This is a genomic window from Streptomyces sp. NBC_00569 (assembly GCF_036345255.1).
GTDB lineage: Bacteria > Actinomycetota > Actinomycetes > Streptomycetales > Streptomycetaceae > Streptomyces.
Window position 1 is genome coordinate 2,668,756 of sequence record NZ_CP107783.1, and the last position, 21,114, is coordinate 2,689,869.

Consider the following 21,114-nt stretch of genomic DNA (forward strand, 5'->3'; position numbering starts at 1 on the left):
CGGTCAGGACTCCCTGGGCCGCATGCTGAAGTCGTACTGGGCGGGCAGCCGCTCGCCCGGTCGGGCCAGGCGCGCCCACAGTTCGGCGATGATCTCCGAGCCCTCGCGCAGGTCGGCGACCTCGAAGCCCTCGTCGAACACGGCCCGCGCCGCCTCCTTGTCGCCCTCGGCGATCAGGAGGCGGACCTCGACGAGCCGGAAGCGGCCGCGGGCCCGGGTCGCGGCGTGCAGCCGCTCCCAGACGGCGCGGGCCGGTCCGGGGCGGCGGGCCGCGAGCAGCGCGTCGATGGCCTCACGGCCGAGCGCCGCGGTGGCCGCCGTCCACGCCTCGCCGTCGTCGCGCCGCTCCTGGCACAGGTCGTCGAAGGCTTCGGCGTAGCGGTCGGCGGCGCGTTCCCGATGACCCGCCTCCTGGTCGGCGACGGCCAGGCAGCGCAGCAACGGCCAGAGGGACGGGGCGAGTTCCAGGCCGCGCTCCCAGCTGCGCACCGCCTGTGCCAGGTCGCCCGCGTGCCATTGGGCGACGCCGAGGTGGTACTCGGTGAGCGGCTGTGCGGGCGCCGTCTCCAGCATGTCCCGCCAGTGCGGCGCGACGAGCGTGGGTCCGGGCGGTCCGACGCGGCGCGGCTCGGGGATGGAGCCGGTGCGCAGGAGGTCGAGCCAGGGTGTCTGCGCCGGGCCGAGGGTCGACTCGTCGAAGGGGGTGCCGGGAAGCTTGAAATCGCCGCGCAGCACTTCGAGGGCGCCCCAGCCGGAGCCTGCCGCGAGCAACTCCCCCGGTTCGGTGTCGGCGTGCGGGCGCCAGGCCTCGTGGGCGGCGTCGACGTCGGCCCTCGGCAGCGCGGCTTCGAGACACTCCTCGACCTCACCGCGCGCGGCCGCCCAGTCCTCGGCCGAGTGCACGGCGTCGGGCGCCGCGGACAGCGGTCCGTACGACTCCAGCCACGTGAACTCGCCCTCGGCGTCCAGGCGTACGTGCTCCAGCTGGGTGCGGGCGAGACCCGCCTGTATCTCGGCGTAGCCGCCCGTGCCGGGCTCGGTCAGCCACTCCTGCCAGCGCCGGCCGCCCGCGCCGTGGCCCCAGAGGAACAGCTTGCGGCCGCGCAGCAGGTCGGTCGAGGTCTGTACGAGCCCGTGGCCGTCGTCGTCGAGGGCGGCGATCCAGCGGCGCTGCCCGTCGGGGACCTCGTAGAAGTAGTCGGCCGGGTGTTCGCCGCTGAGGGGGTAGGTGCGGTCCACGCCGTCGGACTCGGGGACGGGGACGCGGCGCAGGCTGCGCTCGTAGCCGAAGTGCCAGGCCTCGTCGGCGGGGGCGAGGACGCGGTGTTCCTCGGGGACGGCGATGTTCGACCACCAGTAGACGGGCGCGGGCCGCTCGTGGGGGTTGCGTATCCGCACCCCCACATGGAGGAAGTCCGATCCGGCGGGCAGCCACAGGTCCACCTGGAACGGCAGGTCGCGCAGCCGTTCCCACTCCCACAGGCGCAGCATGTCCCCGCCGTCGGGCGCGGTGACGCGGGCGGCGTGCAGGGGTGCGCAGGACAGGGTGGTGTGCCCGGTCGCGCCGATGTTCCACTCGATGCCGCCGGAGAACCAGGCGCCGTTGAGCGCGAAGTCGGCGGGCTGGAACACTGGGTTCCGGTAGAGGAGTTCACGACCGGTGGGCTTGTGGAACATCGAGTGGATGCGGCCGCCGAGTCCGGGCAGGACCGTGACGCGCAGCCGGTCGTTCTCGATCACCAGCGTGTCGAGGGTGAGGGGAGCGCGCTCGCGCCCGTAGCCGTTCTTGAGCTGCTCCGGCAGTACGCTGCGCAGCTTCTCGTAGCCGATCTGACGGGCCATGTCGCGCGGCATGCCCTGCTTGGAGCGGGCGTCGAGTTCGTGGAGTTCGTCCAGGGGCCGCAGCGGCGGCAGCGGGTCGGGGGCGCCCACCGCCACGCCGGGCAGGGTCAGTACGTCGCGTCGAAGGGTCGTCCGCTCGGCCTGCGAGTCCGTCAAGTCCGCCTCCCGGTTCGCGGGGCCCGCCGTCCGCACGCGGTGTGCCCCGACGACCATGGAACAGGCTCGCCCAGGAGCTGACCAGGGGTTCCCCGGGTCAGAATTAAGCAAAGGCGCATTTCGGCCCGCCGGGTTAGTCTCCGCGGATGGGAACGCAGCACACCTATCGGGTCATCGTCCGCGGCACATGGGACGGTCTGGCGGACGGCGCGCGCGAGCGACTGCTGGCCGAGGCCGACGAGCACGGGCTCGCGTCGATGAGGTTCACGTCGGAGGGATCGCTCACGTACGACCGGGTGCTGAAGCACTTCTCGTACCGGTTCGTCGTGGAGTCGGATGCCGAGGACGGCGAGGAGATGGCCGAGGCGCTCGCCGAGGAGCGGGCCGAGGCGGCGCTCAGGGCGCTCGGTGAGGGCTACGGCTTCGGGGCGCTGAAGTCGTCGGCGACGGACATGGACACGATGAAGGTCAACCGGAAGCACCGGGCATCTCGGCCGTGAGCGCCCAGCGCTCGTGGTCGCGCCAGGCGCCGTCCATGAAGATGAAGTCGGGCGAGTAGCCCTCGAGACGGAATCCGGCGCGACGCGCGAGCGCGATGGACGCCTCGTTGCCCGGCTGCACGTTGATCTCCAGTCGGTGCAGTGCGAGGGGGCCGAAGGCGTACCGGACGACGAGGCCGAGGCCCTCGCTCATGAGGCCGCGGCCCGCCGCGTGCGCGAACGCGCCGTAGCCGAGGGCGCCGCAGCGGAAGCCTCCGCGGACGATGTTGTTGATGTTGATGAAGCCGGCGATGCCGCCGCCGGCCCGCTCGTACACCAGGCAGCCGAACCGCGTCGGGTCGTCGATGAGGGCGCCCGCGTAGGCGGCGTAGGCGTCGGCGGCGGTCGGCGGGTAGAGCCAGGGGTGGTGCAGGTCTTCGCTCTCCCGCGCCCGCGCCGTGAACTCGTCGGCGTCCGCGAGGGCGAAGGGGCGTATGCCCACGCGGGGGCCTTCAGCAAGGGGGCGGTGGCCGGTGGCAGACATCCGGCCAGCCTACGCGGCGGCCGTGGGACCGGTGCGGGTCCGCCTCACCTGCGTCTGCGGATGACGTAGCCGCCGCAGATCGCCCCGATGACGGCGGCGGCGCCGAGCGCCAGCCAGAGCGGCATGGACACTTCGGGGATCAGCCGACGGATCGTGACCGGCCAGGTGCTCTCGAAGACGAAGACGAGGACGAGGACGACCAGCGCGGTGATCGCGATCCGGCCCGGTGTGAAGGTGCTGGTGCCCGCGCTCCGGTCGGAGCTCGCCGTTTCCTCCGGGCTCAAGGTGCTGGTGCCCGCGCTCCTGTCGGAGCTCGCCGTTTCCCTGGGGCTCATCGGTGGACCCTTCCGTCGGAGCGACGTGTGCCTTCCCCGCCCAGCATGTGCGGCCGGGCGGGGTTCGCGCACGGCGGGGTGTCCCTCCGGGGCGGGGCGTGGGCCATACGGGTGACGGCGTCACCGGGCGGACCCGGCGCGGACCTACTGTCCGACGACGGGCAGCTCCAGGACGCCGGTGTCCTCGGGCGCACTGGTGACGGTGACGGGCTTGATGCCCTTGTTGCCGCCGTAGGCGTCGTCGCTCGCCGCGATGACGAACTGGAGCCGGTGCCCCTTCTCGTAGCGGTGGACGATGCCGGGCAGCGACACCGTGAAGGAGCGGGTCACGTCCGGCACGCGGACCGGTGCGACCAGGCGGTGCACGAGGGTCTTGCTGCCGTCCGGCGCGATGTCGTACAGCTTCGCGAAGAGGACGAGCTTGTCGGCGGCGTCGTCGGAGTTCTGGACCCGCTCGGTCCTCGGCGAGACGACCTTCAGGGTGGCCTTCGGGGAGCCCACGACGTCGGTCGTGCGGGTCAGCGGCTCGCTGGTCCAGCCGAGGTAGGTGCCCGCGGTGTCGCGCGGGGCGGGGTCGGGGAGGCCGATCAGGCCGGCGAGGGAGGACTCGGAGTGGCTGGTGGGGATCAGCCAGTTCCGGTACTCGCGGCTGCCGCGCGCGACCTTCGACCGGTTGTCGACGAGCTTGCCGTCGCCGGAGAGGTACAGCTTCCGGCTCAGCGCCGGGACGCTCTGCGCGGTGGCGTAGGTCTGGCCGGGGTCCGTGATCCAGTCGCGGTAGTAGGCGAACGCGGGTCCGGTGTCGACGTCCTTCTTGTGCTGGAGGTAGCGGTCGAACCAGGCGAGGATCCGCTTGCCGACGTACGAGGTCTCCAGGTTGCCCTGCGCGAGGTTGAGTTCACCGCTCGCCGGGTCGGTGAGGCCGCCGCTGTGACCCCACGACTGCCAGATCATCTTCGTGGTGGTGCCCTGCGCCTTGAGGGTCCCGTACGTGGCCTGTGCCTCGTTCAGGTTGAAGAGGCTGTCGGACTGGCCCTGCACGAGCAGCGTCGGCGCCTTGACCTGCTTCAGATACGAGACCGGCGAGACACTGCGCGCGTAGTCGAGCATCGGTCCCGCCTTGTCGGACGGGTAGCGGCCGGAGTTCAGGGTGCGGATCGTCTCGCAGGCGTCGGTGACGAAGTGCAGGCAGGTGAGCTTGTTGATCCGGGACGGGTCGAGGGACGGTTCGAGGAGGGGCTGGCCCTCGCCGATCAGGTAGAAGCCGTTGGTCCACTGCCATTTGAAGGCGCCGGGGACGGAGCGGTCGGCGGCGTTGTTCGGGTCGAGGGAGTACGCCAGGTCGTTCCACGTGATCATCGGGACGAGGGCGTCGACGCGGTGGTCGACCGCAGCCGTGGCCAGCTGGATCGCCCCGCCGTAGGAGCCGCCGATCATGCCGACACGGGGGTCGCCCTTGCCGTCCCTCGTGACGTAGTCGGCCTTCGTGCCGTCGTCGGCCGCGCGGGTCCCGGCGAGGAAGTCGACGAGTCCGGAGGCCGCGGCGCCGTCGATACGGGGGTCGTCGAGCGAGACGAGGCACCCCGACTTGCCGAAGCCGAGCCCGGAGTAGACGAGTCCGACATAGCCCCGGGCGGCGAAGGCCTTGCCGATGGCGTCGGTCGAGCCGTCGGACTTGCTGCCGCCGAAGCCGTTGGTGGCGAGGACGGCGGGCGCGGTGTGGGCGGCGTCGACGCCCGCGGGCCGGTAGAGGTCGGCGTCGACGACGCAGCTGCGGCCGCCGGTCCGGACCGTGAACTTCAGCGCGGTGACGGTGTATTCGCCCGTCTGCGGTGCGGCGTTCGCGGGCGCTGTGAGGGCGAGCGGCGCGGCGACCATGGCGCCGAGGGCGAGGGCCGGCGCCAGTGGAGATCGCGGTCGGGATCGGGGCACGGCACGGGACACGGCTACCTCCACGCTGAGGAAGACCCACCGGCTACCGACCGGTAAGTCTGGGCGTGGTCATGTTGTGACACGTGTCATACACGGGTCAATCACCGCGACGTGTGTTTCTTGACGAAGATTCAATAACCGAACGATTCAGGCCAGCGCGGGCACATCCAGGGTCAACGTCCCCGCATCCGCGTCGAGTTCACCGGGAATGCCGAACGGGATCGTCAGCGCTCCCTCGCAGTGCCCGAAGCCGAACTCCTCGACGACGGGCACCCCCAGCCCGCCGAGCCGGTCGACGAGCAGCGCGCGCAGCCCGTCGTACGCGTCGCACTCGGCCCAGGACCCGAGCAGGATCCCCGCGACCCCGTCCAGCCAGCCGGCGCGCAGGAGTTGGGTGAGATAGCGGTCGATGCGGTACGTCTCCTCACCGGTGTCCTCCAGGCACAGCAGCCCGCCGGCGGCCGTCGGACGGGCGTGCGGGGCGCCCAGGTCGGCGGCGAGCAGGCAGAGGCAGCCGCCGAGCGTGACGCCGCGCGCGGTGCCGCCCACGAGCGGCCGCCCGCCCCCCACGGCCGTGATCGTCTGTACGGTCTCGGGCGCGAAGAGCGTGGCCCTCAAGTGGTCCTGCGCGCGTGCGCTCTTGAGGAAGTCGGCCGCCGCGGCCATCGGCCCGTGAAGGGTCGCGAGACCGAGCCTGGCGGCGAACGCCTCGTGCAGCGCCGTGATGTCGCTGTACCCGACGAACACCTTGGGTCCGGCGGCCCGCATCGCGTCCCAGTCGAGCAGGTCGGTCATGCGCTGTGCGCCGTATCCGCCCCGCGCGCACAGGACGGCGTCCACGGACGGGTCGCACCAGGCCCGCTGGAGGCCGGCGGCGCGCTCGGCGTCACTGCCCGCCAGGTAGTCGAACCGTTCGTGCACAGCGCGGACCTGGGGCTCGACGACGGGCTCCAGGTCCCAGCCGCGCAGGAGGTCGAGCCCTGCCTCGAGCCGCTCCTCGGGCACCGGCCCGCTGGGCGCGACGACGGCGACGCGGGCCCCGGGGGCGAGACGAGCGGGGCGGGTGAGCGGTTTCGGTGACGTCACTTGGACAACTCCAGCGTGGGGATCCCGGCCGGATGGAGGCCGAACACCTGGGCGTACAGGGAGAGTTCGGACTCCAGGACGCGGATCATGGTGTCCGCGCGCCGGAACCCGTGGCCCTCGCCCTCGAAGGCGATGTACGCGTGCGGGACGCGCCGGCCGTCCAGGCGGGCGAGGAACCGCTCGCACTGCGCGGGCGGGCAGATCACGTCGTCGAGGCCCTGGAGCAGCAGGAACGGCGCGGTGAGCCGCTCCGCGTGCTCGGCCGGCGAGCGCTCGGCGTATCGCGCGGGCACCTCGGCGAGCGGCCCGACGAGCGACTCCAGGTACTGGGACTCGAAGTCGTGGGTCTCGCCGGAGCCCCAGGCCGTGAGGTCGAGGATGGGGTAGAGGATCGTGCCGCAGGCGTAGACGTCGGTGCCGGTCAGGGACGCGGCCGTGGTCCAGCCTCCGGCGCTGCCGCCGCGGATCGCGAGCCGGTCGCGGTCGGCGGTGCCCTCGGCGGCGAGCGCGAGCGCCACGGCCGCGCAGTCCTCGACGTCGACGACGCCCCACTGTTCGCGCAGGCGGTTGCGGTACTCACGGCCGTAGCCGGTGGAGCCGCCGTAGTTGACCTCGGCGACGCCGATGCCGCGCGAGGTGAAGTAGGCGATCTCCAGGTCGAGCACGAGGGGTGAGTGCCCGGTGGGGCCGCCGTGTGCCCACACGACGTAGGGCGGCAGTTCGTCGTCGGGCGCGGCGTGGGTGGGGCTGTGCGGCGGATAGATGTGGGCGTGGATGTCCCTGCCCTCGGGACCCGCGAAGGTGCGGATCTGCGGCTCCGGGTAGTACGCGGGGTCGACGGCGTCGACGTGCGCGGCGCCGACGACGCGCGCCCGGCCCGTACAGGTGTCGAGTTCCACGACCTCGTGGCCGGTGCGCGGGCTGGCGGCTATGCCGACGACGCGGGTGCCGTGCGCGGCGAGCGCGGGGCTCCACTCGGTCCAGGGGCCGGCGGCGTCGACGACCTCGCCGGTCGCCGGGTCGAGGACGCCGAGCGCGGTGGCACCGACGCCGTGGACGACGGCGATCAGGCCGCTCTCCAGCGGGGCGAACCAGCGGTGGCCGATCTTCCAGAGGGGCCCGCCGAACTCCTCCTCGCGCGGGCACAGGGGCTGCGGCGCGCCGTCCGGGCCGACGCGGTAGAGGTTCCACCAGCCGCTGCGGTCGCTGGAGCAGACGAGGGTGCCGTCCGGTGCCCACTCCACCTGCGCGACGGACTCGTCGGGCCCGCCGAACGCCGTCCTCGCCCCGCTGAACGTGCCGTCCGCGGACACGTCGGCGACGACCAGCTCCGTGCCGTCCCACGGCATGCGCGGGTGGTCCCAGGCGAGCCAGGCGGCATGGCTGCCGTCGGGCGAGAGGCGAGGGCCCGTGACGAACCGGTGGCGGCCGTCGGAGAGTTCGCGAACGGCCCCCCGGTCCCCGGCCGCGCTCCCGTCGAGCGGCACAGCGGCGGCGACGCGGCGCACGTCGGTCGGCCCGTCCCCGGTGAACTCCTCCAGGACGCACCACACTTCGCCCCGGTCGAGGTGGATCTGCGGATCGGCCCACCGCAGCCCGTCCCCCACCGCGGAGACGGGCGTGAGGGGGCGGGGTACGGCGCCGGGGGTGTCGGGCTCGTAGGCGTAGAGCCGCTGGTCCGCGAAGTCGACAAACACCACCAGCGGACCGCGCGGGCCCTCGGGGCGCCCGGCGCCGGCCCACGGCTGTCCGCCGTACTCGATGACGCGGCTGCGCACGTTCCACGGCGCGGGCAGCACGCTGTGCTCCGTGCCGTCGGCGCGCCGCCTGATCAGGGCCCGCCGGCCGCCCTCGGCAGGGCGGGGCTCGGTCCACCACGCCTCGTCGCCGACGAAGCCGACGTACTCCGGCTTCCCGTCGTGCGCCGCGGCCACCGCGGCCGTGATCGGCGACGGCCACGATCCGTAACTCTGGATCAGCACCAACTTGTCCACGTCCCCCATGACTTCAGAGGCCCCCATGTTCTCCACGTGTGACGCCATTTCCTAGACCGTCTCCCCAACCGCTTGCCGAAACCCCTCCCGGCGGCGCCTACGCGGACCGCAGGAAGCGGTCGAGCACGCGGACTCCGAAGTGCAGCGCCTCGACCGGGACCCGCTCGTCCACGCCGTGGAAGAGCGCCTGGTAGTCGAAGCCCTCGGGGAGCTTCAGCGGCGCGAAGCCGTAGCCCGTGATGCCGAGCCGCGAGAACTGCTTGGCGTCGGTGCCGCCCGACATGCAGTACGGCACGACGTGCCCCTCGGGCGCGAACTCCTCCACCGCCGAGCGCATCCTCGCGAACGTCGGCGAGTCGACCGGCGCCTGGAGCGCGACCTCACGGTGCTCGAACTCCCACTCCACATCGGGTCCGGTGAGCCGGTCGAGGGTCTCGCGGAACTCGTCCTCACCGCCCGGCAGATACCGGCCGTCGATGTGCGCGGTCGCCTCGCCGGGGATCACGTTGACCTTGTATCCGGCGGACAGCATCGTCGGGTTGGCGCTGTTGCGGACGGTCGGCGCGACGAGCGCCGCGGCCGGGCCGAGCTTGGCGAGGAGCTCGTCGGCCGAGAAGTCCGGGGAGTCCACGCCGGCGTCGATGCCGTACAGGGCCGCCAGCTCGGTCAGCGCGGCGGCCACGGTCGGCGTGAGCCGCACCGGCCACTCGTGCGCGCCGATCCGCGCGACGGCGGCGGCGAGCCTGGTGACGGCGTTGGCGTGGTTCACCTTCGAACCGTGGCCCGCCTTGCCGTGGGCGGTGAGCCGGAGCCAGCCCGTGCCGCGTTCGCCCGCCGCGATCGGGTAGATCTGCTTGCCCTGGCCGTCGTGGAAGGTGAAGGCGCCCGATTCGCTGATGCCCTCGGTGCAGCCCTCGAAGAGGCCGGCGTGCTGGTCGGCGAGGAAGCCGGAGCCGTCCTCGGCGCTCGCCTCCTCGTCGGCGGTGAAGGCGACGACGATGTCCCGGCGCGGGCGCACACCGGCGCGGGCCCACTGCCGGACGACGGCGAGGATCATCGCGTCCATGTTCTTCATGTCGACGGCGCCACGGCCCCACACGACCCCGTCGCGGATCTCTCCGGAGAACGGGTGCACGCTCCAGTCGGCGGCCTCCGCGGGGACGACGTCGAGGTGGCCGTGGACGAGCATCGCGTCGGCGGACGGGTCCGTGCCGGCGATGCGCGCGACGACGTTCGTGCGCCCCTTGGTGCGTTCGAGGAGGGTCGGCTCCAGGCCCGCCTCGGCGAGCTTCGCGGCCGCGTACTCGGCGGCCGGGCGCTCCTGGCAGTCGCCGCCGCCGCGGTTGGTGGTGTCGATGCGGATGAGCTCGGACGTGAAGGTCACGACCTCGTCGAGCGCCTGCTCGTCCACCTGAAATGCCTGGTCAGCCATACTGTTCCTCCACGGCGGCCGAGACGATCGTGGTGACCGCCTTGAAGGTGCGGATGCCGTCGTACATGGTGTCGTTCGTGTAAGAGACTTTGCGCTCGCCGGTGCGCCGGACGCCGGGCACCACCGTCGCGGACATCGACAGATGCTCGGCGTCGAACTCGAGCTCGATGGTGAACGGGCCGCCCTGGACGGGCTCGTGGCGCACGGCGAGTGCCGCCGCCTCCTTCGCCGCGTCCCTGATGTCGGCGGCGGTCCGCTTCGGCGTACGGCAGACAGCCGCATACCGGGACACATAGTCCTTGACCGCGACCTTGCGGGCCTCGGGCGCGTAGCCGAGCGCGTCGTCGCAGGTGAGGTCGTCGCCGGTGACGAGGACGACGGGTACGCCGTATTCGGCGACGACGTGCGCGTTGAGCAGGCCCTCGCTCGCCCGGACGCCGTTGATCCAGACGCCGGTGATGGAGTTCGCGAGGTACGTGTGGGCGAGGACGCCCTCCGTACCGGCGCCCGTGTGGTAGCCGATGAACGCGATGCCGTCGACGTCGCCGTGCTGGACGCCCTCGACCATGGAGAGCGTCTTGTGGCGGCCCGTGATCATCTCGGCGCGCTCGTCGAGCTGCTCCAGGAGCAGGTTGCGCATCGACCAGTGGGCCTCGTTGATGAGCACCTCGTCGGCGCCCCCGTCGAAGAAGCCGAGCACGGCGGCGTTGACGTCCGAGGTGAACATGGACCGGCAGCGCTCCCACTGCGGAGTGCCGGGCAGCACGTCCCCCGGCCAGGTCACGCCGGTGGCGCCCTCCATGTCGGCGCTGATGAGGATCTTCATGGCGCATCACGGTACGCGTCAGGGAACGCGCAGGCCAGAGCCACCCTGAGAGCCAGAGGTCCAGTCCACCGAAAGGCGGCAGGCGCCCCCGCGGTCAGGGGGGATCACGAACGTTCAGGAGGCGGCCGCGTCCCGGCGCTCCTCGACCTCGTCGGCCTTCATCGCCCTGGTCTCGCTCTTGAGGATCCGCAGCGATCTACCGAGCGAGCGCGCCGTGTCGGGGAGTTTCTTCGAGCCGAACAGGACGATGACGACGATCGCCACGATGAGCAGGTGCCAGGGCTCCAGACCGTTGCGGAACATTTTCGCCCCATCCTTCGTCTCTTCGGATGAGATGGGCGCCACGGACGGCGCCCACCAAGAAGCTTGCTACATTGCGCAACTGTACAACCCCGGATCCGAGTGAGGGCGCACCCCATGGCAGGCACCCGTGAGCAGTTGTCACCCGCGCGCCGAGGAGGCAGCGCCAGGTCCGCCGCACGCTCGCCGCGACCGAGGCGCAGCCGCGTGCGCTTCACGCTCGCGATAGCCCTGTCCCTGCTCGTCCTGCTGACCGGCGGCGCGGGCTGGGTGTACCTCAAACTCGGCGGCGACATCAACACGTTCAGCTCGGACGGCATCTCCGGCGACCGCCCGGACGCCGACGCGTCGAAGGGTGAGAACGTCCTCGTCATCGGCTCCGACGCACGCACCGGCGGCAACGAGGCGCTGGGCGGCGGCGACAAGGGCGACATCGGCCGCTCGGACACGGCGTTCCTGCTGCACGTCTACGCCGACCATCGCAACGCCGTCGCGGTGTCCGTCCCGCGCGACACCCTCGTCACGATCCCGCCCTGCAAACTGCCCGACGGCAGCTGGACCAGGACGCGGCCCGACACGATGTTCAACGCCGCGTACTCGACCGGCGAGACCGCCCGCGGCAACCCCGCCTGCACGCAGAACACGGTGGAGAAGCTGACGGGCCTGCGCGTCGACCACACCGTCGTCGTGGACTTCAAGGGCTTCGCCGCCCTGACCGACGTCGTCGGCGGCGTGACGGTGTGCCTCCCGCAGCCCATCCACCAGGGCGACCTCAACCCCCATCGCACGACCCCGGGCAAGCTCCTGTTCCCGCGCGGCGAGCAGAAGGTCTCGGGGCAGAAGGCCCTCGACTACGTCCGCCTGCGGCACGGCATCGGCGACGGTTCCGACATCGGCCGCATCAAGCGGCAGCAGGCCTTCGTCGGCAGCCTCATCAAGAAGGTCAAGAGCGACGGCCTGACGCCCACGAAGCTCCTGCCGCTCGCGAACGCGGCCACGCGGTCGATGACCGTCGACCCCGGCCTCGGCTCCGCCGACAAACTCCTCTCCTTCGCGATGTCCCTCAAGAACATCGACCTGCACAACACCAAGTTCGTCACCATCCCCTGGCGCTACGAGGGAAGCCGCGTCGCGGTCGTCGAACCGGACGCCGACGCCCTGTGGGCGTCACTCAGGGACGACCGGACCATCGACGGGAAGGACGCCAGCGGCAAGAAGGGGGCCCGGTCGAGCGCCTCCCCCGCGCCGTCCGCCGCGCCGAGTCCGGGCGACGGCATCCGCGTCACCGTCTACAACGGCACGACCGTCATGGGACTGGCCGCCCAGGCCGCGCGCACCCTCGAGGGCGACGGGTTCACCGTCACGGGCACGGCGACGGCGTCCACCCACGACCAGGCCACCACACTGATCCAGTACGGCCCCGGCGAGAAGGCGCGAGCGGGCACGCTCGCCCAGCGGTTCCCGGGCGCACGCCTGGAAGAGACCTCGACCACGGGCATCAGGGCGATTCTCGGGCAGGACTACGCGGACCATCCGTCGGCCGACGCCACGGCGTCGCCGGAACCCACCGCCGTACCGTCCGAGGTCTCCGACGACGCCCGCTCCGCCGACGACAACCTGTGCTCGAACCTGTCCTACGGCTGACCTGGTGCAACCGACCGGGACCGTATCGCGTCTTCACCTCTGTCTGTACAGTTGCGCAAATTCGCAACGCACAAGCTCTGCCGGAAACACCGGCGCGAAGCACCACACATCACCGAGGGGAACGACGCACACGTGGGCATCATCAGCTGGATCATCCTCGGCCTCGTCGCAGGAGTCATCGCCAAGGTCCTGCTCCCCGGCCGCGACCCGGGCGGCCTGATCGGCACGACCCTCATCGGCGTCGCCGGCGCGTTCGTCGGCGGCTGGATCTCGTCGCGGTTCCTCGACCGCCCGATCGAGAACCAGTTCTTCGACGGGACCACCTGGATCGCGGCCATCGGCGGCTCGCTGGTCCTGCTCATCGGCTACCGCCTCCTCTTCGGCAACTCACGCGACTGACGGGCGGGTCGATCCCTCATGGGCCCCGGCCCGCCGGCGTCACCGTCCGGGCCGGTGCGCCTGACGAGCATCCCGCCCCGCACGGCGCGCGGCGCCGGTGAGGTGCTGCTCCACGACGTGAGCGGCGCGCTCGTCGGCCAGGTCCGCTTCCGGCTGTGCGCCCCGTGCCGCACGGGCCGGCTCCTCGGCGTCTGGATCCTGGAGTCACGCCGTCAGGAAGGGCTCGGCCGGCGCGCGGTGCGGGTCGCGCTGGCGCAGGGCCACGACCACCGCTGGAACACCACGCTCCAGACCCGGCCCGGCCGCGGCTTCTTCCTCGCGGTCACCGCACACGAAGGCGTCCCGCTCCACCACGGCCGCCCGCTCTGCCCGCATCTCCTGGGCCCCTTCGGCAGAGCCCTGCACCGATTCGGCCTGTGGCGCCTACTGGGCCCGCCCCACGACGAGCCATCGTGACGGGAGTTCGATACGGGTGCCGTCGGGCGTGTACTCGGTGGTGGTGAGCGGGAGTTCTCCGCTCGCGAGCACATCGAGGCCCGCGGTGCGTACGTAGTCGGGGACCGCCGCGTCGGACACCTCGCCGGGCGCGATGCCGTGTGCGAAGACCGGTGCCAGCTTCGCGGGCGGGCCCGTGGGGCTCTGCGCGAGAGACATCAGGACGGGCCGGGCGGCCTCGGCGAGCTCCACGACGAAGGCCCGGCCGTGCTCGCCGACGAGCGCCGCGATGCCGTCGATCAGCGGCTGGCGGTCTGCGGACTCGCACTGGTGCAACACACCCCGCATGTACACGTTCGCGTCGCCGAGTTCGGCGTGCAGCTGATGTGCCTCGGTCTGCTCGGTGGCGTCGATCTGCCGGAAGTCGGCCCGGCCCGCGGGATCGGCGTGCCGGGCGTGGCCGAGCGCGGCGACGGACAGGTCGGCGCCGATGACACGCGGGTAGCGGTCGGCGAGGAAGCGGGTCTGGGTGCCGTTCCCGCAGCCGAGGTCCACGACGGGCAGGTCCTTCGCCAAGTGCGGCTCGAACAGGGCGAGATGGACACCCGCCGTGAGGTCGGGCTCGGCGTCCCAGAAGACCCCGCCGGGTTCGCCGGGAGCCTCGCGCCAGAAACTCTCCCAGGCGTCCTTGTACCGACTCGTCACGCTCATCTGCAACTCCCGGAGTGCGGTGGCACGGCAAGATCGGTCTACCGCGCCCCGGTCCCGCCCACAAGCACCCGGCACATACCTTCACGCCGCATTCGATACGCGTACGCCGGGGCGCCCACGTCGCCGACTACGCTCGTGGCGACGCCAGTTCGAACCACACCGTCTTCCCGGAACCCGTACGGCTCGTGCCCCACTCCCCGGCGAGGGCGCTCACGACGCGCAAGCCGCGGCCGAACTGGTCGCCCGGGCCCGCGTTGAGCAGCGTGGGCAGCCTCTGGTCGTCGTCCTCGACCTCACAGACGAGGGTCCCCGAGCGCACCAGGCGTACCTCGACGCTGCGGGTGCGGGCGTGCCGCACGGCGTTGGTGACGAGTTCCCCCACCATGAGTTCGGCAGGGGCGGTGAGCGCGCCGAGGTCCCAGGCCGCGAGCTGGTCGCGGACGAGGGCGCGGGTGCGGGACACCTCGGCGGGCTCGGGAGCCACGCTCCAGTGGGCGACGTCCTCGGGCGCGATGCCGTTGAGCCGGGCCATGAGGAGGGCGACGTCGTCCTTGCGGCCGCCGCGGCCCGCGTCAGCAAATGTCACGGCCAGGGATCTGATGATGGTGTCGCAGGCGGCGTCCATGGAGGCGGCCGGGTGGGCGGCGGACTCGCACAGTGTGGCGAGGCCGACGCCGATGTCCTCGCCGCGCACCTCGACGAGGCCGTCGGTGCACATGACGAGCCGGTCGCCGGGCGCCATCGGGACGCGGACCGATTCGAAGGGGACACCGCCGACGCCGATGGGCGCGCCGGTGGGCAGTTCGAGCAGTTCGCTGCGGCCGTCCTCGGCACGGACGAGGACCGGCGGGATGTGCCCGGCGTTGGCGAGCTCCAGCTCGTTGGCGATGGGGTCGTAGACCGCGTACAGGCAGGTCGCGAGGTAGTGCTCGCCGAGGCGCTGGGCGAGGTCGTCGAGGTTGCGCAGCAGCTGGGCCGGTGGCAGGTCGAGGGCGGCCATGGTCTGGACGGCGGTGCGCAACTGGCCCATCATCGCTGCCGAGTTGAGGCCGTGGCCCATGACGTCGCCGACGACGAGAGCGGTCCGCGAGCCCGGGAGTTTGATCGAGTCGAACCAGTCGCCGCCGACGCGGCCGAGCAGGGTGCCGGGCAGATAGCGGGTGGCGATGTCACAGCCGGGCATGCGGGGCTCGATGTGCGGCAACATGCTGTCCTGGAGGGTCTCGGCGACGCTCTCCTGGTACGTGTACATGCGGGCGTTGTCGAGGACGAGGCCCGCGCGGGCTGCGAGTTCGGCGCCGGTGACGCGGTCCATGTCGTTGAAGACCGGGCGTTCCCGGTGGCGCAGCAGGATCATGAACCCGAGGACGACGTTGCGCGCCTTCAGGGGCACCACCAGCATCGAGCGGTCGGTGATGAGGGGCCTGATGTCGCGCTTCTCGAACTGCGACGCGATCGCGTTGCCCATCTCCTCGGTGATGCGCGGGACGAGGACGGGCTGCCCGGAGGTCATGCACTGGAAGAACGGCGTGTGCGCGGGGAACGGCATCGACTCACCGACGGGTACGACGTCGTCCCAGCGGCCCGGCTCGTCCGTGTGCTCCAGGGCGACGCGGTGCCACATCGTGGTCGCGTCGGGCGGCCCGTCAGGGAACCCCTCGCCCGCGACGACCTGTTCGCGCAGATAGGTGCCCGCGACGTCCGTGAAGCGCGGCACGACGGCCCGGCTGACCTCGGTGATCGTGCGGGACAGGTCGAGGGACGAACCGATGCGCCCGCTCACCTCGTTGAGGAACTCCAGGTGTTCGCGCACGGCCGCGTACTCGAGGTCGCCGGCGTCGTCGTCCGCCTCGTCGTCGGGTGCGTGGCGCGGCGCGGGCAGCCCGGCGGCGGCCGCGCGGGCGGCCTCCGCCCTGCGGGCCTTGCGCTCGGCGCGCCGGGGCACGCCCCAGTCGGCGGTGACGGGGACGCGGTCGTGGAGGCTGAACTCCAGGACGGGATATCCGAGTTCGAGCACCTGGGAGACGATGCGGGCGCTCTCGCCGACGCTCATGCTGGGCAGGATGGCGGGGAGTCCGCGGGCCAGCTCGTCGGCTCCGGGGAAGTCGGTGTGCAGGGCGAAGCCGGGTGCGATGCGCTCCAGCGGATGCCCGTCGGGCACGTCGTCGGCGTGCAGCCGACCGGCGTCGGCGGCGAGTACGAGGAGCTTCTCGGGCCCGGGGCCGACGAGCGGGTAGGCCCACCACAGGACGTCGATGCGCTCGTGGCACGGTGCCTCTAGGCGGGCGCGGCCCGCGGCGGGGTAGGAGGCCCCGTCGAGCGAGGACTCCAGCTCCGGGCCGAGCTCGTCGTACACGCTCTCGTCCCCGTACGCACGAGAGCGGGGAACGTCGGGCAGTGCGCCGGAGACGGGCAGCAGGTCGGTGGCGGGACGGCCGACGGCGTCCTCACGTGCGGGTCCGAAGAGGCGGCGCGCGCCGGTGCTCCAGTGCGAGACGAGTCCCGACTCGTCGACCACGACGACCGCCAGGGGTACACGGCCGGGCACGGGGCTCTGCGGGGCCGTCCCGGTGCCACTGTGCATGGCCTGCGCTCCCTTCCCCGCGCGGCGACCGAGCGTCATTGGTTCGGCCCTTTCCCGTTCCACCGTACGCGGTACGGGGATACAGGGGGCTTCATCGGCCGAATTGAACGGGCGCGGCACGCCGGGGCCGGGCGCCCTGCCCGGCCCCCAACACTCAGTCCTCGTGGCCCAGTTGCAGGTCACGCTCCGTGCGGCCGCCGCCCGCCATGTGCAGCACCGTGGCGACCGGCGGGTAACCGGCGGCGATCACCGTGTACTCGCCCGATGACAGGTCGACGAAGCGGAACGTGCCGTCGATACCGGTCGTGAGGGTGTCGACGACGTTGCCCGCCGCGTCGAGGAGGGTCACGCGCGCGTCCTCGACGGGGCGGCCGCCGCCGGCCCTGACCGTGCCGCGCAGCACGGCGCCGCCCGCGAGTTCGACGTCCTGGCGGGTCTCGCGGGCGGCCATCACGGTGACGGGGAGCGCGGCGGGGCGGAACGCCGGCGCGCTCCCGGCGAGCGTGTACTCGCCGGCCACCAGCTCCGTGATGACGTAGCTGCCCTCGCGCCCGCTGCGGGTCGTGGCGACGACCTCGCCGTGGACGTTGGTCAGGGTCACGGTGGCGTCGCGCACGGGCGCGCCGTCGGCGGTCAGTACGCTCCCGGCGAGCCGCCCGGCGCCGCCGAGGACGACGTCGAGGTCGACGGGCCGCTCCCCCACGGTGACGGTCACGGCCTGGGGCTGGTGTCCGCCCGCGGCCGCGATCAGGACGTAACTTCCGGAGCCGGGCGTCGACAGCGCGTACCGGCCGTCGTCGCCGCTCGCGCCGCGCCCGATCTGCTGGCCGCCGACGTCGATGAGGGTGAGGGCTGCGCGCGGCACCGCGGTCCCGTCGGAGTGCTGGACGATGCCGCAGACCGGCACGCCGGCGCCGTACGGGGGCCGGGACTGGGACGGGACCGCGGTGGTCTCGCCGCTCGGGGCGCTGTGGGGGGCGGCACTGGACAACAGGGGTGTCTCCTTGAGGAAGAAGGCGATCACGAGGCCGAGGACGAGCACCGGGACGAGGTAGAGGAAGATCCGGGGCATCGCGTCGGCGTACGCCTGGATGTAGCCGTCGCGCAGCGCGGGCGGCAGGGCGTGGACGAGCTGCGGGGTGATGGACTCCGGGTCGGGCAGGCCCGCCCCCTTGGGCAGCCGGTCCGCGAGTGCGTCGGCGAGCCGGTCGGCGAAGAGGGTGCCGAAGATCGCGGCGCCGACGCTGCCGCCGATCTGCCGGAAGTAGTTGTTGGCGCTGGTCGCGGTGCCGATGTCGGCGGGGCGTACGGCGTTCTGCACGGCGAGGATCAGGACCGGCATGATCAGGCCGATGCCCGCGCCGAGCACGGCCATGAAGAGGCTGTAGTGCAGCCGCGAGGTGTCCACTTCGAGGCGGGACAGGAGCCACATGCCCACCGTCGAGAGGGCCCCGCCGAGGATCGGGTAGATCTTGTAGTGCCCGGTGTGGCTGATGAGTTGGCCGGAGACGACCGAGGCGATGACGATGCCGCCCATCATCGGGAGCATGAGCAGCCCGGACTCGGTGGCGCTCGCGCCGTCGACCATCTGGAGGAAGGTCGGCAGGTAACTGGCCGCGCCGAAGAGGGCGATGCCGATGACCATGCCGACCAGGCCGGTGATGTTGAAGACGGGGTCGCGGAACAGCCGCAGCGGGATGATGGGTTCGGCGGCGAAGTGCTCGGCGACGAGGAAGAGCGCGGCCGTCACGGCCGCTCCGGCGGCGAGCCCCAGGATGACGCGCGAACCCCACGCGTACTCGGTGCCGCCCCAACTGGTCAGCAGCACGAGGCAGGTCGATGCCGCCGCGAGCAGCAGGGCCCCGAGGACGTCGAGCCTGGCCTTGGCCTTGGGGCGGGGCAGTTTGAGCACGACGGTGACCACGGCGAACGTGACCAGCCCGAAGGGCACGTTGATGTAGAAGCACCAGCGCCAGGTGAGGTGGTCGGTGAAGTAGCCGCCGAGCAGCGGGCCCGCGACGGACGCGAGGCCGAACGCGGCGCCGATGAGGCCCATGTAGCGGCCGCGTTCGCGGGGCGGCACGATGTCCGCGATGATCGCCTGCACGCCGATCATGAGACCGCCGGCGCCGATGCCCTGGACGGCGCGGAACGCGATGAGTTCGTCCATGTTGCGCGACCAGCCGGCCAGCGCGGAGCCGACGACGAACACGGCGATGGCGAACTGGAAGACGCCCTTGCGGCCGAAGAGGTCGCCGAGCTTGCCGTAGATCGGCAGACCGATGGTGGCGGTCAGGAGATAGGCGGTGATCGCCCAGGACATCTTGTCGAGGCCGTGCAGCTCGCCGACGACCTTCGGGAGCGCGGTGGCGACGATCATCTGGTCGAGCGCTGCCAGCAGCAGCGCCAGCATGAGTCCGAAGAAGACCATCCGGACCCGGCTCGGGCTGAGGCCGTGGTCGGGGAACTGCCGCTGCTCCACGGCCGGTCGGGGCTCGGGGTGCGGGGTCGGTTCCGTCGCCGGCACCGGCCCCGGCTCACTCGTCACCAGTGTCGTCGTGCCCACCTGTCGCTCCCCTCGTCGCGCCTGCGCCGCATATTTCTCGCATTACGCGACAACTGCGGGCAAGCGCGACGAGGGGCGGCTCCGGCGGGTTCCGGGCGCGAATGCGCCGGTGGGAGCCCTACGGCGTACAACCGCGCGCGAGCGGAAAACCACTCGAAACGGTGAGCACTACATCGGGGTTACTTCTCCACCTCGGCGGCGAGCTTCGCGAGGACCTCGTCGTAGATGCGGCCGAGACCCTTGGGGGCGAAGGTCTTCTCGAAGAAGCCGCCGATGCCGCCCGCGCCGTTCCACACGGTGCTGACGACGACGCGGGAGGCGCCCTCGCCGGAGGGGGTCACGCGCCAGGTGGTGACCATCGAGGAGTTGCGGTCCTTCTCGACGAGCTCGCCGTCGGTGGGCTCGCCGACCTCGAGGAGGCAGTCGCGGATCCGCTTGCTGGTGGCCTGGAGCTTCCAGTGGACGAGCGTGCCCTCGCCGTCGCCGCCCTCGCGGACCTCGTACTCGCTGAAGTGCTCGGGCAGCAGCTTCGCGCGCGTGCCGCTGTAGTCGGCGAGCGCGTCGAATACGTCGTCCGGCTTGGCGGCGATGACCCGCTCCGTGATGGCCTCGACCTGCGCCATGGCACTTCCTCCAGCAGTCGGTGTTCTCGGTGTTCGAGAGGGGGCCCAAGCCAACCACCCTCCGCATCGGCCGCCAAAATCGGGGTCGCACGATCAAGGGAACATGTGTTCTATTCTGTGCCCAGTGCTAGCTAGGAGGCGTCATGCGCTGGGAGAACCTCACGGAGAATCCGGCCGAAATCCCGACAGGGAGGGTCACGGACGCCGCGCTGTTCGGCGCGGACACCGTGACGACCCGCACCTTCGACACGCCTGAATTCGCCGGCGTGACCTTCCACGAGATCCGGGCCAGGTCGATCGTGAACCGCGTGCCCGGCGCCTCGCGCATGCCGTTCGAGTGGACGGTCAACCCGTACCGGGGATGCACGCACGCGTGTGTCTACTGCTTCGCCCGCAAGACCCACAGCTATCTGGACCTCGACACGGGCCTCGGCTTCGACAGCCAGATCGTCGTGAAGGTGAACGCGCCGGAACTGCTGCGCCGCCACCTGGCCTCGCGCCGCTGGCACGGCGAGCACATCGCGATGGGCACGAACGTGGACTGCTACCAGCGCGCGGAGGGTCGTTACCGGCTGATGCCGGGGATCATCGAGGCGCTCCGGGACTACGCGAACCCGTTCTCGATCCTCACGAAGGGCACGCTGATCCTGCGCGACCTCGACCTGCTGCGGCAGGCCGCCGAGGTCACCGACGTCGGCGTCTCGGTGTCCGTCGGCTTCGTCGACCGCGAGCTGTGGCGCACCGTCGAGCCGGGCACGCCCGCGCCGGAGCGCCGCCTCGATGTCGTCCGCGCCCTCGGCGAGGCCGGCATCGGCTGCGGGGTCCTGATGGCCCCCGTGATCCCGTTCCTGGGTGACCACCCGGGGCAGCTGCGCGAGACCGTACGGGCCGTCGCGGCGGCCGGCGCGACCTCCGTGACCCCGCTCGTGCTGCATCTGCGCCCCGGGGCACGCGAGTGGTTCATGTCGTGGCTCGGGCTGCACCACCCGCACCTGGTGCGGCGCTACGAGCGGCTGTACGCGGAGGGCGCCTACGCGCCGAAGTGGTACCAGCGCCGGATCACCCGTCAGGTGCACGAGCTGGCCGAGGAGTTCGGCATCGGCCCCTCGCGCGCGGAGGGCCCGCGACGGCTGCGCGCACGCCATGAGCCGGAGCCCGCCCCTGCGGCCACCCAGCTCACGCTTCTCTGAGCGCGACGTCCGGACACGTACACGCCAATCGGGTCA

The 21,114-nt window shown here is 71.9% G+C and carries 18 protein-coding genes; 5 read left to right on the forward strand and 13 right to left on the reverse strand.

Features of this window, described 5'->3' with window-relative positions:
* Positions 1-3: 3 nt before the first annotated feature.
* Positions 4-1,998, reverse strand: a complete 1,995-nt coding sequence (locus OHO83_RS12090) for a DUF5107 domain-containing protein (RefSeq protein WP_266675345.1) — start codon at positions 1,996-1,998, stop codon at positions 4-6.
* A gap of 146 nt (positions 1,999-2,144) precedes the next feature.
* On the opposite strand from OHO83_RS12090, the gene OHO83_RS12095 reads away from it, so the two are divergent.
* Positions 2,145-2,498: a DUF6204 family protein gene (locus OHO83_RS12095; RefSeq protein ID WP_266675344.1), complete on the forward strand. Its 354-nt coding sequence runs from the start codon at positions 2,145-2,147 to the stop codon at positions 2,496-2,498.
* Here OHO83_RS12095 and OHO83_RS12100 read toward each other — a convergent pair.
* The 8 genes from OHO83_RS12100 to tatA form a co-directional block, all read right to left on the reverse strand.
* The gene (locus tag OHO83_RS12100) at positions 2,467-3,021 is read right to left on the reverse strand and encodes a GNAT family N-acetyltransferase (protein WP_329433448.1); all 555 of its coding nucleotides are present in this window, start codon (positions 3,019-3,021) and stop codon (positions 2,467-2,469) included. The genes OHO83_RS12095 and OHO83_RS12100 overlap by 32 nt on opposite strands.
* 44 nt (positions 3,022-3,065) lie before the next feature.
* On the reverse strand, positions 3,066-3,356 hold the full coding sequence (locus tag OHO83_RS12105) for a LapA family protein (RefSeq protein WP_266675342.1): 291 nt from the start codon (positions 3,354-3,356) through the stop codon (positions 3,066-3,068).
* Between the two features lie 144 nt (positions 3,357-3,500).
* Positions 3,501-5,234, reverse strand: coding sequence for a CocE/NonD family hydrolase (locus OHO83_RS12110; RefSeq protein WP_330280762.1), 1,734 nt, complete (start codon positions 5,232-5,234; stop codon positions 3,501-3,503).
* Between the two features lie 201 nt (positions 5,235-5,435).
* A complete protein-coding gene (locus tag OHO83_RS12115; RefSeq protein ID WP_266675341.1) occupies positions 5,436-6,374 on the reverse strand; it encodes a S66 peptidase family protein in 939 nt (312 codons plus the stop codon).
* Positions 6,371-8,377 (reverse strand): dipeptidyl-peptidase 5, encoded by a 2,007-nt coding sequence (locus tag OHO83_RS12120; protein WP_330280763.1) that lies wholly within the window; start codon positions 8,375-8,377, stop codon positions 6,371-6,373. The genes OHO83_RS12115 and OHO83_RS12120 overlap by 4 nt, the downstream gene beginning before the upstream one ends.
* A gap of 88 nt (positions 8,378-8,465) precedes the next feature.
* Positions 8,466-9,800, reverse strand: coding sequence for a M20/M25/M40 family metallo-hydrolase (locus tag OHO83_RS12125; protein ID WP_266675340.1), 1,335 nt, complete (start codon positions 9,798-9,800; stop codon positions 8,466-8,468).
* Positions 9,793-10,626 (reverse strand): M55 family metallopeptidase, encoded by an 834-nt coding sequence (locus OHO83_RS12130; RefSeq protein ID WP_266675339.1) that lies wholly within the window; start codon positions 10,624-10,626, stop codon positions 9,793-9,795. The genes OHO83_RS12125 and OHO83_RS12130 overlap by 8 nt, the downstream gene beginning before the upstream one ends.
* Before the next feature lie 114 nt (positions 10,627-10,740).
* Complete coding sequence (gene tatA / locus OHO83_RS12135) at positions 10,741-10,929, reverse strand: Sec-independent protein translocase subunit TatA (RefSeq protein WP_266675338.1); 189 nt, start codon at positions 10,927-10,929, stop codon at positions 10,741-10,743.
* Positions 10,930-11,043: 114 nt separating this feature from the next.
* On the opposite strand from tatA, the gene OHO83_RS12140 reads away from it, so the two are divergent.
* The 3 genes from OHO83_RS12140 (at position 11,044) to OHO83_RS12150 (ending at position 13,425) form a co-directional block, all read left to right on the forward strand.
* Complete coding sequence (locus OHO83_RS12140) at positions 11,044-12,570, forward strand: LCP family protein (RefSeq protein WP_266675337.1); 1,527 nt, start codon at positions 11,044-11,046, stop codon at positions 12,568-12,570.
* A gap of 132 nt (positions 12,571-12,702) precedes the next feature.
* Positions 12,703-12,969 carry a GlsB/YeaQ/YmgE family stress response membrane protein gene (locus OHO83_RS12145; protein WP_266675336.1) on the forward strand — a complete coding sequence of 89 codons (267 nt, stop codon included), beginning with the start codon at positions 12,703-12,705 and terminating at the stop codon, positions 12,967-12,969.
* A 54-nt stretch (positions 12,970-13,023) separates the two neighbouring features.
* Positions 13,024-13,425 carry a hypothetical protein gene (locus OHO83_RS12150; RefSeq protein WP_330279431.1) on the forward strand — a complete coding sequence of 134 codons (402 nt, stop codon included), beginning with the start codon at positions 13,024-13,026 and terminating at the stop codon, positions 13,423-13,425.
* Here the strand turns inward: OHO83_RS12150 and OHO83_RS12155 are convergent.
* The 4 genes from OHO83_RS12155 to OHO83_RS12170 form a co-directional block, all read right to left on the reverse strand.
* Positions 13,393-14,115, reverse strand: a complete 723-nt coding sequence (locus OHO83_RS12155) for a class I SAM-dependent methyltransferase (RefSeq protein ID WP_266675334.1) — start codon at positions 14,113-14,115, stop codon at positions 13,393-13,395. The two genes, OHO83_RS12150 and OHO83_RS12155, sit on opposite strands and share 33 nt — an antisense overlap.
* A gap of 127 nt (positions 14,116-14,242) precedes the next feature.
* Positions 14,243-16,699, reverse strand: a complete 2,457-nt coding sequence (locus tag OHO83_RS12160; protein ID WP_330279432.1) for an ATP-binding SpoIIE family protein phosphatase — start codon at positions 16,697-16,699, stop codon at positions 14,243-14,245.
* A gap of 154 nt (positions 16,700-16,853) precedes the next feature.
* Complete coding sequence (locus OHO83_RS12165; protein ID WP_389565908.1) at positions 16,854-19,265, reverse strand: MFS transporter; 2,412 nt, start codon at positions 19,263-19,265, stop codon at positions 16,854-16,856.
* Between the two features lie 179 nt (positions 19,266-19,444).
* Positions 19,445-19,888, reverse strand: a complete 444-nt coding sequence (locus OHO83_RS12170) for an SRPBCC family protein (RefSeq protein WP_266675332.1) — start codon at positions 19,886-19,888, stop codon at positions 19,445-19,447.
* Positions 19,889-20,031: 143 nt separating this feature from the next.
* Between OHO83_RS12170 and OHO83_RS12175 the strand changes: the two genes are divergently transcribed.
* Entirely contained in the window at positions 20,032-21,078 is a 1,047-nt protein-coding gene (locus tag OHO83_RS12175) for an Rv2578c family radical SAM protein (protein WP_266675331.1), read from the forward strand.
* Positions 21,079-21,114: the final 36 nt, after the last annotated feature.

Excerpts from the sequence above, each read along its gene's own strand:
- OHO83_RS12095 (WP_266675344.1), top strand. The coding sequence starts at position 2,145 with ATGGGAACGCAGCACACCTATCGGGTCATCGTCCGCGGCACATGGGAC.
- OHO83_RS12100 (WP_329433448.1), bottom strand. The coding sequence starts at position 3,021 with ATGTCTGCCACCGGCCACCGCCCCCTTGCTGAAGGCCCCCGCGTGGGC.
- OHO83_RS12105 (WP_266675342.1), bottom strand. The coding sequence starts at position 3,356 with ATGAGCCCCAGGGAAACGGCGAGCTCCGACAGGAGCGCGGGCACCAGC.
- OHO83_RS12110 (WP_330280762.1), bottom strand. The coding sequence starts at position 5,234 with ATGGTCGCCGCGCCGCTCGCCCTCACAGCGCCCGCGAACGCCGCACCG.
- OHO83_RS12120 (WP_330280763.1), bottom strand. The coding sequence starts at position 8,377 with ATGGGGGACGTGGACAAGTTGGTGCTGATCCAGAGTTACGGATCGTGG.
- OHO83_RS12125 (WP_266675340.1), bottom strand. The coding sequence starts at position 9,800 with ATGGCTGACCAGGCATTTCAGGTGGACGAGCAGGCGCTCGACGAGGTC.
- OHO83_RS12130 (WP_266675339.1), bottom strand. The coding sequence starts at position 10,626 with ATGAAGATCCTCATCAGCGCCGACATGGAGGGCGCCACCGGCGTGACC.
- tatA (WP_266675338.1), bottom strand. The coding sequence starts at position 10,929 with ATGTTCCGCAACGGTCTGGAGCCCTGGCACCTGCTCATCGTGGCGATC.
- OHO83_RS12140 (WP_266675337.1), top strand. The coding sequence starts at position 11,044 with ATGGCAGGCACCCGTGAGCAGTTGTCACCCGCGCGCCGAGGAGGCAGC.
- OHO83_RS12155 (WP_266675334.1), bottom strand. The coding sequence starts at position 14,115 with ATGAGCGTGACGAGTCGGTACAAGGACGCCTGGGAGAGTTTCTGGCGC.
- OHO83_RS12160 (WP_330279432.1), bottom strand. The coding sequence starts at position 16,699 with ATGCACAGTGGCACCGGGACGGCCCCGCAGAGCCCCGTGCCCGGCCGT.
- OHO83_RS12170 (WP_266675332.1), bottom strand. The coding sequence starts at position 19,888 with ATGGCGCAGGTCGAGGCCATCACGGAGCGGGTCATCGCCGCCAAGCCG.
- OHO83_RS12175 (WP_266675331.1), top strand. The coding sequence starts at position 20,032 with ATGCGCTGGGAGAACCTCACGGAGAATCCGGCCGAAATCCCGACAGGG.